Consider the following 12,848-nt stretch of genomic DNA (forward strand, 5'->3'; position numbering starts at 1 on the left):
TCACTGAAAGCATCGCTCCCGCGGTGCGATGTCGCGCATGAATCGGAACCGCTCGGTAGGTCGCCTTTGGGGCATGGCTGCTTTGGCCGCTTTGGCGATGTCGCTCGGCGCCTGCGATTCCATCCCCAAGGACGAAACCGCCGGGATGAGCGTCGAGAAATTGTATGCAGAGGCGCGAGACGAGGCCGCCGCCGGTAGCTACGAGCGCGCGCTGAAGCTCTACGAGCGCCTCGAAGGGCGCGCCGCCGGCACCTTGCTCTCGCAACAGGCTCAGCTTGAGCGCGCCTACATCAACTACCGCACCGGCGAAAAGGCACAGGCTCTGGCGATCGTCGACCGCTTCATCAAGCTGCAGCCCACCAGCCCGGCGATGGACTACGCGCTGTACCTGAAGGGCATCATCAACTTCAACGACAACCTCGGCTTGTTTGGCAACCTCGCGAACCAGGATCTGACCGAGCGTGACCAGCAGGCGTCGCGCGACTCCTACCAGTCGTTCAAGCAACTGAGCGAACAATTCCCGAACTCCAAGTACACGCCCGATGCGCTCATCCGCATGCGGTACATCGTGAACTCCCTAGCGTCGTACGAAGTGCACGTGGCGCGCTACTACATCCGGCGCGGCGCGTATCTCGCAGCTGTCAACCGCGCCAAGCAGGTGCTTCAGGACTTCCAGCAGACGCCGGCCGCCGAAGAGGCGCTGTCGATCATGGTGCAAGGCTACGACCGCCTCGGCCTCACGCAGCTTCGCGACGACTCGGCCCGCGTGCTGCGCCAGAACTTCCCCAACAGCAGCTTCCTGGCTTCGGTGCCTGCCCCTGCGGCCGAAGCGACGACCACGAAGTAACCCCGGCCGACCGCGACCGATCAGAACGGCAGCGCCGCCGCGCCCAGGGTGTCGAGCCAGGCGATGGCTTCGGCCTCGGAGGCAAGGCGCGTCATGGGCGGCAAGGCCTCGCGCAAGCGGCGACCATAGTTCATGCCCGCCATGCGGGGATCGCAGATCACGAGCAAGCCTCGATCCGTCTCGCTGCGAATCAAGCGCCCCGCGCCCTGCTTGAGCGACACGGCCGCTTCGGCCACGAAGTAGTCGGCAAACGGATTGCGGCCTTCGCTCTCCAGTCGTTTGACCCGCGCCTCGACCAGCGGATCATTCGGTGGCGGGAACGGAAGCTTGTCAATCAGCACGCATTGAAGCGCGTCACCGGGCACGTCGATGCCTTCCCAAAAGCTCTGGGAGCCGACGAGCACCGATCGCGGTTGATTCAGAAACTGCTGCAGCAGTTGCCGCTTGGGGGCACTGCCTTGCAGCAGCACCTGGATCGAGTCGCCTTGCGCTTCGAACTCCTCGCGCAAGCGCTCCCCGATCGCCTGCAAGGCTCGCAGTGTTGTCGTCAACACGAACGTGCGGCCACCGAGCGATCGCGCACAGCGAGCCGCAAGCTCGGCAACGGCCACAGGGTGGCCAGGCTCGTTGGGCTTGGGGAAGCCGCTGGGGATGTACAGCCGCGCGTGGGCGGGGTAGTCGAACGGGCTCCCCACGCGCAAGGTGGTGGCGTCATCGAGACCTGCGGATTCGGTGAACCAACTCAGCCGATCATCGTCGCCCAGAGTTGCCGACGTGAAGATCCATGCCTTGGGCGCCGCCCCGATCTGCTCTCGCAGCGCCTCGCGGATGTCGAGGGGTGACTCGACGAGCCGTGCCTGATGCGCCGACAGGTCGATCCAGCGAACCCGCCCGGGCGTCACGCCCCCGGCAAACAGACGTGCCTGCCGGGCAAGCACGGTTGCGCGCTCGGCGAGCTTGGTGAAATCGGGAGCGGCTTCGTCTACCGTCTCCAGCCCCGCACCCGCAGCCGTACAGGCGTTGGCAATAGCGTCGAGCGCTGCGCCAAAATCCGCGCGCCCTGCTCGATCCTCCCACCGCAGCTTGAGCGTGCCGCGAACTTCCCGCATGGGTCCGGCTGCGGCCAGGCGCAGCTCCCGCGCGGCCACGTCGCACGCGCTGGCCAGCTCCTGCCACGGCACGAGGCCGCGCGCATGTTGCAAGCCGGCCGCCAGCATGTCACGCGCGAAGTCGATCACCTGGCCGGTGCCGAGCGTGGTGCCTAGAAACTGCACACCGGCCTCGGCGAGCTGATGGGCCTCGTCGAAGACCGCCACCTCCACGCTCGGCAGCAGTTCGGCCACACCGCTGTCGCGCAAGGCCATGTCGGCGAAGAACAGGTGGTGGTTGACGACCACAACGTCTGCCGCCATGGCCTCGCGACGCGCCTTCATGACGTGGCACTGCCGGTACTCCGGGCATTCGCTGCCCAAACAGTTCTCTCGCGTGGACGTGACCAGCGGGATCACGCTGGACCGTTCGTCCAGGCCTTCGAGTTCGGCCAGATCGCCACTGCGAGTCACCTGCGCCCAGGCTTCGATCTTGGCGAGCGTTCGCACAGCCCATCGGTCGGGCAACTGGGCCGACTCGCGCGCGATGGTCATGCGGTGCGTGCAGAGATAGCTTGCCCGCCCCTTCAGCAGCGCCAGCGTCACGGGCAGTTGCAGGGCGTCACGCAGGCGCGGTAGATCACGCAGAAAGAGCTGGTCTTGCAGGCTTTTCGTCGCCGTACTCACGAGCGCTCGCTTGCCCGACAGCAGCGTTGGCACGAGGTACGCAAAGGTTTTGCCGACACCCGTTCCCGCCTCGGCGACCAGAACTCGGCGGTCGTCGATGGCCGTGGCCACATCATGCGCCATGCGCTGCTGCACCTCACGCTCGACGTAGCGCTCGTCGGCTTGCGACAGCGGCCCGCCCGGCGCAAAAGCTTGCGCCACATCCTCACGCAATGGGCTCATGCGGGTTCCGGGGGGTCGAGTTGGATCTCGAGCCTGGCGATCTGATCACGCAGGACGAGCCGTCGCTTCTTCAAGCGGCGCAGCACCAGATCATCGAGCGGTCGATCGTCGGCAGCTTGATCAATGAGTGCATCGAGATCGGCGTGCTCCATGCGAAGCTCGATCAATCGGCGCTGTGGCGAATGCAGGTTGTCATCCATGAAAGCGCGAATGCGAGCGAAAAGGGCAAAGCGATTATAGTTTTCGCCCATGAGCACCCCCCCTGGCTATCGCCTGTCAGCCGCCACTGGCATCCACCGCGGTGACCGCGCCTACCAGCAAGACCAGGTCGATATCCTCCCCCACCACCGTGTGCCCGGGTGCGCCCTGGCCGTGCTGGCAGACGGCATGGGTGGCAAGAGCGGCGGGCGCAAGGCGGCCGACCAGGTGATCCTCACGGCCAAGCAGCTCTTCGAGCGCTACAGCCCCAATCAGGACGACCCGTCGGAGCTGCTCAAGCAACTGGTGCTCGAAGCCCACCTGATGATCAAGCTCACGGCAATTACCGCCGAAGAAGAGCCGCACAGCACGGTCACGGCCTTCCTCATCAGCCCCTCACGGGAATGCGATCTGATCCACGCCGGCGACTCGCGCGTCTATCACTTTCGCGGGCCCGACATGGTCAAGCGGACCATCGATCATTCGTTCGTGCAGCGGCTTGTCGACGAAGGCCAGATCACCGAAGACGAGGCCAACACGCACCCGCAGTCCAACTTGCTGACTGGTTGCCTCGGCACGCTGCAAGACCCACCTCTCACCCTGCACCACATCGATCGCCTGGAAGTGGGCGACACGATGCTCGCGTGCTCCGACGGCCTGTGGCACTACTTCACGCCCAAGGAGCTCGGCGCGATCGTGCACACCCTGCCGCCGCGCGAGGCCAGCGAGATGCTCGTGAGCAAGGCGCGCCAGCGTGCGCGCGGTGCCGGCGACAACCTCTCGCTCGCACTGATCCGGATCGACGCGCTGAGCTGATCGGCGCCGACTTCGGCCCGCCCGTCAGAACTTGCTCGTATTGGCCGGGACCGGCAAGGGTTGGGGCGGCTTGTCACCTCGACCCGCGTTTCGCTTCTCAATCTCTTCGCGGTGCGCTTCGATCTCACGCTGGCGAGCTTCATAGGCCTCGCGCTTGCGTGATTCTTCGGCGTTGCGCTCGGCGGCAGACACTGTGTCCTTCTTCGGCTGCTTCGCCGTTGCCTTTGGCGCCTTGGGTGTCTTGGAACCCTTGGATTCGCTGCTCACTTTCGGGGCTTCAGCGGCTCGCTCGGCGCCCGCCTGGCGAGCTTCCTGATCTCGGTCAGCCGCCGCGCTGGCCTTCTCGGCCAGACGCTCGTCGCGGGCCTTTGCGCGCTCGCGGCGTTCGGCGTCATCGACCCGTGCTTCGCGCTCGCGCAAGGGCCTGAGCTGGCTCGCGCGATCGGCGCGTGCCTTCTCAAGACACGAAGTCACCACGAACTGCTTGCGGCACGCGTCTTGTTGTTGCGAATAGCGCAGTTCGAGCGCGTCACGATCCTGCTTGATCTGTGCCCGTTCCGCCTCATGGTCAGCAGCATGCGCCAGCGCACACCCCAACAACAGCATCGAAACCAGCCCGCCCTTCATGTGATGGAGGTATCGACGTCGCGCCGGGCCAATGCGAGGAACTCGGCGGACTGCATCTCCTTGAGGCGAGACACCGTGCGCGGGAACTCGTGGGCAAGGGGGCCGTCCGTGTACAACATCTCAGGTTGGACTTCGGCCGACATGATGAGTTTCACGCGGCGATCGTAAAGAACGTCGACCAGCCAGGTGAACCGCCGCGCCTCGGAGGCCAGGCGGGGTGACATCTGCGGCACATCCGACAGCAGAACGGTATGGAACTGCGAGGCCAGCTCCAGATAGTCGTTCTGCGATCGAGGTCCGCCGCAGAGTTGCTTGAAGTCGAACCAGACCACGCCGCCAGCCTTGCGGCGAGCGTGCAATTCGCGGTGCTCGATGTGCAGCACGGGCGGTTCGTCCTTGCTCTCTGCAAGCCTGCCGAAGGCCTCCGTCATGGCTGCATCGGCCGCCTCACCCAATGGCGAGTGGTAGAGGGCGAGCTGCTCCATCGTCCGGCCGCGGTAGTCCGTGCCGTTGTCGACGTTGATGACCTCCATCTTCTCCTTCAGGAGCTCGATGGCCGGCAGGATGCGATCGCGATGCAAGCCATTGGGATAGAGCTCGTCGGGCTTGAAGTTGGAGGTGGTGACGATGCTCACGCGATGCTCGAACAAGGATTCGAGCAAGCGGTGCAAGATCATCGCGTCGGTCACGTCTGCGACATGAAACTCATCGAAGCAGATCAGGCGGTACTTCCGTGCCATGCGCTTGCCGAGCGCATGCAGCGGGTTCACGGTCCCTTTGAGTTCGGCCAGCTCGCGGTGCACCTCGCGCATGAACTCGTGGAAATGCAGCCGCGTCTTGCGGGTCAGCGGGACGGCATTGAAAAAGCAATCCATCAGAAAGCTCTTGCCCCGCCCCACCCCACCGTACATGTAGACGCCCCGGGGAATCTCGGGCCTTACCATCAGCTTGGTCAGCGCGTTGCCGCGCCGCGCCTTGTAGGCAATCCACTCCTGCTCGCAGCGCTCAAGCGCATCGATGGCGCGGAGCTGGGCCGGATCGGCCTTGAAGCCCCGCTCCCCGAGGGTCTGCTCGTAGAGCGCCCTGACCCCCACGGCCTTCCCCACGTCAGAAGTTCAGCGTGCGCTTGTCGACTGCGAGCGCTGCTTCCTTGGTGGCTTCGCTCAGGCTCGGGTGAGCATGGCAGATGCGGGCGATGTCTTCGGCCGAAGCCTTAAACTCCATCGCGACGACGGCTTCAGAGATGAGTTCAGAAGCCATGGGGCCGACGATGTGCACACCCAGAATCTCGTCCGTTTTGGCATCGGCCAGGAACTTGACCATGCCCGTGGTGTCACCCAGCGCGCGCGCACGGCCATTGGCCATGAACGGGAAGGTGCCCGCCTTGTAGGCACGGCCCGACGCCTTGAGCTGCTGCTCCGTCTGGCCGACCCACGCGATCTCCGGTGACGTGTAGATCACCCATGGGATGGTGTTGAAGTTGACGTGCCCGTGCTGGCCGGCGATTCGCTCGGCCACCGCGACACCCTCTTCTTCGGCCTTGTGCGCGAGCATCGGCCCCCGCACCACGTCACCCACCGCCCACACGTTCGGCACATTGGTCTTGCAGTCGTCGTCGACAACGATGGCGCCACGCTCGTCGAGCTTCAGGCCGACGGCTTCGGCGTTCAGGCCAGTGGTGTTGGGCACGCGGCCGATCGACACGATGAGCTTGTCGACCTCGAGCGTCTGGGCCTCGCCTTTGGCGTTGGCATAGGACACCGTGACGCCCTTCTTGCCCGACTTGACTTCGCTGATCTTCACGCCCAGCTCGACCTTCAAGCCCTGCTTGACGAAGGCCTTCTGCGCCTCCTTGGCAATCTGCTCGTCGACTGCGCCGAGGAAGGTCGGGAGCGCTTCGAGGATGGTCACCTCGGCGCCCACTCGGCGCCACACCGAGCCCATCTCCAGGCCAATCACGCCGGAGCCGACCAGGCCCAGCTTCTTCGGCACGCCGGCGATGCGCAAGGCACCGTCGTTGCTCAGGATGTTTTCTTCGTCGAACGGAGCGCCGGGCAAGGCCCGCGCACTGGAGCCAGTCGCCAAGATGATGTGCTTGCCGGTGATCGTCTCCTCAGCCGAGCCCGCCACCTTGATCTCGTAGGCGCCATCGGCCGCCTTCGCGAATGAGCCTCGGCCATGGAAGAACGTGACCTTGTTCTTCTTGAAGAGGTACAGGATGCCGTCGTTGTTCTGCTTCACGACGGTGTCCTTGCGAGCCAGCATCTTGGACACGTCGATGCTCAGGTCCTTCAGGCCGATGCCGTGCTCGGCAAAGTGCTTGCCGGCATGTTCATAGTGCTCGCTCGACTGCAACAGCGCCTTCGAGGGGATGCATCCCACGTTCGTGCAGGTGCCTCCGGGTGCGGGGCCGCCCTTCTCGTTCTTCCACTCGTCGATGCAGGCGGTGTTGAAGCCAAGTTGCGCGGCGCGGATGGCAGCGATGTAGCCACCAGGGCCGCCGCCGATGACGACCACGTCGAATGATTTGCTCATGCTCGGGTCCTTAGATGTCAAAGAGGAGGCGTGCCGGGTCTTCCAGCGCTTCCTTCATCGCCACCAGGCTCAGCACGGCTTCGCGGCCGTCGATGATGCGGTGGTCGTAGCTCATCGCCAAGTAGTTCATCGGGCGGATGACGATCTGGCCGTTCTCGACCACGGCTCGGTCCTTGGTGGCGTGCACGCCCAGGATGGCCGACTGCGGCGGGTTGATGATCGGCGTCGACAGCATCGAGCCGAAGGTGCCGCCATTGCTGATGGAGAAGGTGCCGCCGGTCAGGTCATCTAGCGAGAGCTTGCCGTCCTTCGCCTTCTGGCCGAACTCGGCGATCTTCTTCTCGATGTCGGCGAAGGTCATCTGGTCGGCATTGCGCAGAATGGGCACCACCAGGCCGCGCGGCGAACCCACCGCAATGCCGATGTCGAAGTAGCCGTGGTAGACGATGTCGTTGCCATCGACCGACGCGTTGACGACCGGGTAGCGCTTGAGCGCAGCCACGGCGGCCTTCACGAAGAAGCTCATGAAGCCCAGCTTCACGCCGTGCTCCTTCTCGAACTTCTCCTGGAACTTCTTGCGCATCTCCATCACCGGGGCCATGTTCACTTCGTTGAACGTGGTCAGGATGGCGTTGGTCGACTGCGACTGCACGAGGCGCTCGGCCACGCGGGCGCGCAGCCGGCTCATCGGCACGCGCTGCTCAGGGCGGTCGCCCAGGTTCATCGCAACAGGGGCGGCCACGGCGGGCAGCGGCTTGGCCACGGCGGCATTCACCGGGGCACTCACGGGCGCGGCCACAGCGGGCTTGGCGCCGCCACCGGCGATCGCGCCGAGCACGTCGCCCTTGGTCACACGGCCATCCTTGCCCGTGCCGGGCACCGAGCCGGCGGCCAGGTTGTTGTCGGCCATCAGCTTGGCCGCGGCAGGCATGGCCACGTCGCTCTTGCTGCCACCTGCGGCAGGCGCGGCCGCCGCGGCGGGGGCCGGTGCGGGCGCTGCGGCGGCCGCAGCCGCGGCGGGCGCGGCTGCGCTGGCCTTGCCTTCGGTGTCGATTCGAGCGATGACTTCATCGCTCACCACGCTGGCACCGTCGCCCTTGACGATCTCGCCGAGCACGCCGGCAGACGGTGCCGGCACTTCGAGCACAACCTTGTCGGTCTCGATCTCGATCAGGATCTCATCGATCGCCACGGCTTCGCCGGGCTTCTTCTTCCACTGCAGCAGCGTGGCTTCGGCCACGGATTCAGAGAGCTGCGGAACCTTGACTTCTACGATTGCCATTTCAATTCTTCTTTCGTTCGTTCACATCACCCCGCGCGAATGGCCGTCTTGTTGACGCGGCCGAGCGCACGAACGACGGTGGCGCAGGGCAGCCACCGCCGTTGTGTGAACCTTATTTGCTGAGGACGAAGCCCTTGAGCTTGCCGAAGGCCTGATCGAGCAGCGCCTTCAGTTGCTCCTGGTGCAGGTGCGAGTAGCCGACGGCCGGCGAGGCGGACGCCGGGCGACCGGCATAGCCCAGCTTCTGGCCTTCGAGCATGTTCTCGTGGATGTAGTGCTGCACGAAGAACCAGGCACCCTGGTTCTGCGGCTCGTCCTGCGCCCACACCACCTCGGTGGCGTTCGGGAATTTCTTCAGTTCGGCCGCGAATGCCTTGTGCGGGAACGGGTACAGCTGTTCCACACGAAGGATCACGGTGTCGAAGGCCTTCTTCTCGTCGCGGCGCTTCATCAGGTCGTAGGCCACCTTGCCTGAGCAGGCGATGACTCGCTTGACCTTCTGCGGGTCGATCTCAGGGTGGTTCGGCCCGATGACCGTGCGGAACTCACCCTTCGTGAACTCGGACAGCGGTGACGACGCATCCTTGGCGCGCAGCAGCGACTTGGGCGTCATGATGACCAGCGGCTTGCGGAACATGCGCACCATCTGCCGGCGCAGCAAGTGGAAGATCTGGCTCGCCGTGGTGGGCTGCACGACCTGCATGTTGTTGTCGGCGGCCAGCTGCATGAAGCGCTCGAGGCGGGCCGACGAGTGCTCAGGGCCTTGGCCTTCGTAGCCGTGCGGCAGCATCATCACGAGGCCATTGGCGCGGCCCCATTTCACTTCACCAGAGGCGATGAACTGGTCGATCACCACCTGGGCGCCGTTGACGAAGTCGCCGAACTGCGCTTCCCAGATCACGAGCGTGTTCGGGTCGGCGGAGGCGTAGCCGTACTCGAAACCGAGCACGGCCTCTTCGGACAGCAGCGAGTCGATGACGACGAACGGAGCCTGGTTGTCGGCGATGTGCTCGAGCGGCGTCCAGGTGCCCTCGTCCCACTTCTCGCGGTTCTGGTCGTGCAGCACAGCGTGGCGGTGGGTGAAGGTGCCGCGGCCGCAGTCTTCACCCGACAGCCGCACCGGGTAGCCGCTGGCCACGAGCGAGGCGTAGGCGAAGTGCTCGGCCATGCCCCAGTCGACATTGATCTCGCCGCGGCCCATGGCCGCGCGGTCGGCCAGCACCTTCTCGACGAGTGGGTGCGGCTTGAAATTGACCGGCAGCGATGTGATGCGCTCAGCCAGCCGCTTGACCTCGGCCAAGGGCAGCGCGGTGTCCGCGGAGTCGGTCCACTTTTTGTTGAGGAACGGCGACCAATCGACCGCGTACTTGCTCTTGTAGTTGGTGAGCACCGGGTCGACCGTGTGCTTGCCGGCGTCCATGGCGGCGCGGAAGGCCTTGACCATGTTGTCCGGGCCATCAGCTGCGAGCACGCCTTGGGCGACCAGCTTGTCGCCGTAGAGCTTGCGCGTGCCGGGATGCTGGCCGATCTTCTTGTACATCAGCGGCTGGGTGAGCGAGGGGGTGTCCTGCTCGTTGTGGCCCAGCTTGCGGAAGCAGACGATGTCGACGACCACGTCCTTGTTGAACTCCTGGCGATAGTCGAGCGCCAGCTGGGTGCAGAGCACCACGGCTTCGGGATCGTCGCCGTTCACGTGCAGCACGGGCGCTTCGATCATCTTGACGACGTCGGTGCAGTACAGCGTGGAACGGGTGTCGCGCGGGTCGCTGGTGGTGAAGCCGATCTGGTTGTTGATAACGAGGTGCAGCGTGCCGCCGGTGTAGTAGCCGCGGGTCTGCGCCAGCGCCAGCGTTTCCATCACGACGCCCTGCCCTGCGAAGGCCGCGTCGCCGTGCACCAGCACGGGAAGCACGGTGTCGCCTTCCTTGTCGCCGCGGCGGTCCAGGCGGGCCTTCACCGAGCCTTCGACGACCGGGTTCACGATCTCCAGGTGCGAGGGGTTGAACGACAGGCTCAGGTGCACCGGGCCGCCGTCGGTCGACACGTCGCTCGAGAAGCCCTGGTGGTACTTCACGTCACCCGAAGGCAGGTTCTCGGGGGCGGTGTGGTCGAACTCGGCGAACAGGTCCTTGGGCATCTTGCCCAGGGTGTTGACGAGCACGTTCAGACGGCCGCGGTGGGCCATGCCGATCACGACCTCTTGCACGCCCTTCAGGCCCGAGCGTTGCACCACCTCGTCCATCGATGCGATGAAGCTCTCGCCACCTTCGAGCGAGAAGCGCTTCTGGCCGACGTATTTGGTGTGCAGGTAGCGCTCCAAACCTTCGGCAGCGGTCAGCTTCTCGAGAATGTTCTTCTTCTCGTCGGGGGTGTAGTTGGGCTTGGAACGGATCGACTCGAGCTTCTGCTGCCACCAGCGCTTCTCGACCGGCTCGGTGATGTGCATGAACTCGGCGCCGATGGAGCCGCAGTAGGTTTCACGCAGCGCCTGCAGGATCTCGCGCAGCGTTTGCTGCTCGGCCGTGGTGAAGTAGGTGTTCGTGGCGCTGAACGTGATGTCCATGTCGGACTCGCTCAGGTCATAGAACGCCGGCTCCAGTTCCGGGATCTTGGGGCGCTCCTGGCGCTTGAGCGGGTCCAGGTCGGCCCAGCGGGCGCCGATCGAACGGTAAGCCGCAATCAGCGACTGCACGTGGACCTGCTTGCGTGCGACGGTCAGCTCGGAGCTGCTGGTCTTGACCGCGAAGGCATTGGCCTTGGCGCGTTGAGCGAATGATTCAACAACCGGCGCGTGCGCAACGTCGCGGGCTTCGGAGCCGTCGGTCGCCGGGACGTTCTGGAGGGCGTCGAAATACGTACGCCAGTTGTCGGGCACGGAGCCCGGGTTGTCGAGGTAGGCCTCGTACATCTCTTCGACGTAGGGCGCATTACCACCGAACAGGTACGAATTGGACCTGTATTCCTGCATCATTTCGCTCACCTTTCGCACCGGTTTCCGGGGCTGTAGTGGGTTGATAAACCTTCCGCGACACGGCTTAACCGACTGGCGGATTGCGACCCGCCTTGACTGACATCAAGGGGACGGGAAGGACCTGAAAAGTCTGGGCGCGACTGTAACACCGGGATGGATCCACTGTCACTTCGCGGATTCTGACCATCCGCCACTTCGCACAATGTGAACAGGGACAAATCTCGAGTTCACATGCACGAAATCATCCTCATCCATGCGCAGGCTCAGCCAAAACCCGCGTTTGGCGCAGCGTGCAATGGGTGTGGTGTGTGCAGCCTGGCCGAGCCGTGCCCGATCGGGATGCTGCTGAGCCGCCGGCGGCGTGGTGCCTGTGCGGCACTTCAGTGGGATGGAGCCGCAAGTCGCTACTGGTGCGGGGCGATCCGCGAGCCGCAGCGGTACATCAAGCCTCGTTGGCTTGCCGCGATGCTCGCCCGCTGGGCGATGCGCATGATCGCCGCGGGCCAGGGATGCGATTGCGACATCACGGCCGAAGCGCAACCCTGAGGGGGGGCCGTCGTCAGGCCAAGGCCAGGCGAGACCGCGCGGCGTTGTACTCGTCTGAGAGGCGCTGCACCAGTTCCCTCGTGGGGACCACCTTCTTGATCGCGCCGATGCCCTGGCCCGAACCCCAGATCTCCTTCCAGGCCTTGGGCTTGGCGCGGTCGGAGCCGAAGCTCATCTGGCTGGCATCGCTGACTTCCAGATTGTCCGGGTCGAGGCCGGCCGCACGAATCGAGGGCGCCAGGTAGTTGCCGTGGACGCCGGTGAAAAGGTTCGAGTAGACGATGTCGTCCGAGGTGCCGGCCACGATGGCCTCCTTGTAGCCGTCGACCGCACGCGCTTCCTCGGTCGCGATGAAGGCCGTGCCGATGTAGGCAAAGTCGGCACCCAGTGCCTGCGCTGCCAGCACGGCATCGCCGGTAGCGATCGAGCCGCTCAACGCAACGGGGCCGTCGAACCACTCGCGAATTTCCGAGATCAGCGCGAACGGGCTTTTCACACCGGCATGGCCGCCGGCACCGGCTGCCACGGCGATCAGACCATCGGCGCCCTTCTCGATCGCCTTGCGGGCGAACTTGTTGTTGATGATGTCGTGCAGCACCACACCGCCCCAGTTGTGCACGGCCTGGTTGACGTCTTCACGCGCGCCGAGCGAAGTGATCACGATGGGCACCTTGTACTTGGCGCACAGCGCCATGTCGTGCTCCAACCGGTCATTGCTTTTGTGCACGATCTGGTTGATGGCGAACGGTGCCGCGGGCTTGGTCGGGTTGGCCCTGTTGTATGCCGCCAGCGTCTCGGTGATCTCGGCCAGCCATTCGTCGAGCAATTCCGCGGGCCGCGCATTCAGAGCCGGCATCGAGCCGACGACGCCTGCCTTGCATTGCTCGATCACGAGCTTGGGGTTGCTGATGATGAAGAGCGGCGAACCGATGATGGGCAAGGGCAGGTTCTGCAGAACGGGAGGCAGGGCCACGGAGATCTCCGAAATGTGTTTTTGAGTGAGGCCGAGCGTGCGGCAGACGCCCGGCG

The 12,848-nt window shown here is 64.8% G+C and carries 10 protein-coding genes; 2 read left to right on the forward strand and 8 right to left on the reverse strand.

Translation table 11 applies throughout. The annotated features are described in order from the left end of the window. Positions 1 to 73: 73 nt before the first annotated feature. Complete coding sequence (locus tag AC1KAR_RS01100) at positions 74 to 847, forward strand: outer membrane protein assembly factor BamD (protein ID WP_480313869.1); 774 nt, start codon at positions 74 to 76, stop codon at positions 845 to 847. A 20-nt stretch (positions 848 to 867) separates the two neighbouring features. Here AC1KAR_RS01100 and yoaA read toward each other — a convergent pair whose 3' ends face one another. After that, the gene (yoaA, locus tag AC1KAR_RS01105; RefSeq protein ID WP_480313870.1) at positions 868 to 2,844 is read right to left on the reverse strand and encodes a DNA repair helicase YoaA; all 1,977 of its coding nucleotides are present in this window, start codon (positions 2,842 to 2,844) and stop codon (positions 868 to 870) included. Then, positions 2,841 to 3,044, reverse strand: a complete 204-nt coding sequence (locus AC1KAR_RS01110; protein WP_480313872.1) for a YdcH family protein — start codon at positions 3,042 to 3,044, stop codon at positions 2,841 to 2,843. The genes yoaA and AC1KAR_RS01110 overlap by 4 nt, the downstream gene beginning before the upstream one ends. Positions 3,045 to 3,093: 49 nt before the next feature. Here AC1KAR_RS01110 and AC1KAR_RS01115 point away from each other — a divergent pair, with 49 nt between their 5' ends. Beyond that, entirely contained in the window at positions 3,094 to 3,858 is a 765-nt protein-coding gene (locus AC1KAR_RS01115; RefSeq protein ID WP_480313874.1) for a PP2C family protein-serine/threonine phosphatase, read from the forward strand. 24 nt (positions 3,859 to 3,882) lie between these two features. Here the strand turns inward: AC1KAR_RS01115 and AC1KAR_RS01120 are convergent, their stop codons facing one another. The 6 genes from AC1KAR_RS01120 to AC1KAR_RS01145 all read right to left on the reverse strand — a co-directional run bounded on the left by AC1KAR_RS01120 (position 3,883) and on the right by AC1KAR_RS01145 (position 12,792). Beyond that, positions 3,883 to 4,485 carry a hypothetical protein gene (locus AC1KAR_RS01120; protein ID WP_480313876.1) on the reverse strand — a complete coding sequence of 201 codons (603 nt, stop codon included), beginning with the start codon at positions 4,483 to 4,485 and terminating at the stop codon, positions 3,883 to 3,885. Beyond that, positions 4,482 to 5,591: a cell division protein ZapE gene (zapE, locus tag AC1KAR_RS01125; protein ID WP_480313878.1), complete on the reverse strand. Its 1,110-nt coding sequence runs from the start codon at positions 5,589 to 5,591 to the stop codon at positions 4,482 to 4,484. The genes AC1KAR_RS01120 and zapE overlap by 4 nt, the downstream gene beginning before the upstream one ends. Position 5,592: 1 nt before the next feature. Continuing rightward, the gene (lpdA, locus tag AC1KAR_RS01130; RefSeq protein WP_480313880.1) at positions 5,593 to 7,020 is read right to left on the reverse strand and encodes a dihydrolipoyl dehydrogenase; all 1,428 of its coding nucleotides are present in this window, start codon (positions 7,018 to 7,020) and stop codon (positions 5,593 to 5,595) included. A gap of 10 nt (positions 7,021 to 7,030) precedes the next feature. Beyond that, positions 7,031 to 8,302, reverse strand: a complete 1,272-nt coding sequence (odhB, locus tag AC1KAR_RS01135; protein ID WP_480313882.1) for a 2-oxoglutarate dehydrogenase complex dihydrolipoyllysine-residue succinyltransferase — start codon at positions 8,300 to 8,302, stop codon at positions 7,031 to 7,033. Positions 8,303 to 8,414: 112 nt separating this feature from the next. Next, positions 8,415 to 11,273, reverse strand: coding sequence for a 2-oxoglutarate dehydrogenase E1 component (locus AC1KAR_RS01140; protein ID WP_480313884.1), 2,859 nt, complete (start codon positions 11,271 to 11,273; stop codon positions 8,415 to 8,417). A gap of 559 nt (positions 11,274 to 11,832) precedes the next feature. Continuing rightward, positions 11,833 to 12,792 carry an NAD(P)H-dependent flavin oxidoreductase gene (locus AC1KAR_RS01145; protein WP_480313886.1) on the reverse strand — a complete coding sequence of 320 codons (960 nt, stop codon included), beginning with the start codon at positions 12,790 to 12,792 and terminating at the stop codon, positions 11,833 to 11,835. Positions 12,793 to 12,848: the final 56 nt, after the last annotated feature.

The sequence above is a fragment of the Piscinibacter sp. PDB1-1 genome (assembly GCF_056675995.1).

What these genes read in the sequence shown, in the direction of transcription:
- AC1KAR_RS01100 (WP_480313869.1), top strand. Translation starts at nt 74, where the DNA reads ATGGCTGCTTTGGCCGCTTTGGCGATGTCGCTCGGCGCCTGCGATTCC.
- yoaA (WP_480313870.1), bottom strand. Translation starts at nt 2,844, where the DNA reads ATGAGCCCATTGCGTGAGGATGTGGCGCAAGCTTTTGCGCCGGGCGGG.
- AC1KAR_RS01110 (WP_480313872.1), bottom strand. Translation starts at nt 3,044, where the DNA reads ATGGATGACAACCTGCATTCGCCACAGCGCCGATTGATCGAGCTTCGC.
- AC1KAR_RS01115 (WP_480313874.1), top strand. Translation starts at nt 3,094, where the DNA reads ATGAGCACCCCCCCTGGCTATCGCCTGTCAGCCGCCACTGGCATCCAC.
- AC1KAR_RS01120 (WP_480313876.1), bottom strand. Translation starts at nt 4,485, where the DNA reads ATGAAGGGCGGGCTGGTTTCGATGCTGTTGTTGGGGTGTGCGCTGGCG.
- lpdA (WP_480313880.1), bottom strand. Translation starts at nt 7,020, where the DNA reads ATGAGCAAATCATTCGACGTGGTCGTCATCGGCGGCGGCCCTGGTGGC.
- odhB (WP_480313882.1), bottom strand. Translation starts at nt 8,302, where the DNA reads ATGGCAATCGTAGAAGTCAAGGTTCCGCAGCTCTCTGAATCCGTGGCC.
- AC1KAR_RS01140 (WP_480313884.1), bottom strand. Translation starts at nt 11,273, where the DNA reads ATGATGCAGGAATACAGGTCCAATTCGTACCTGTTCGGTGGTAATGCG.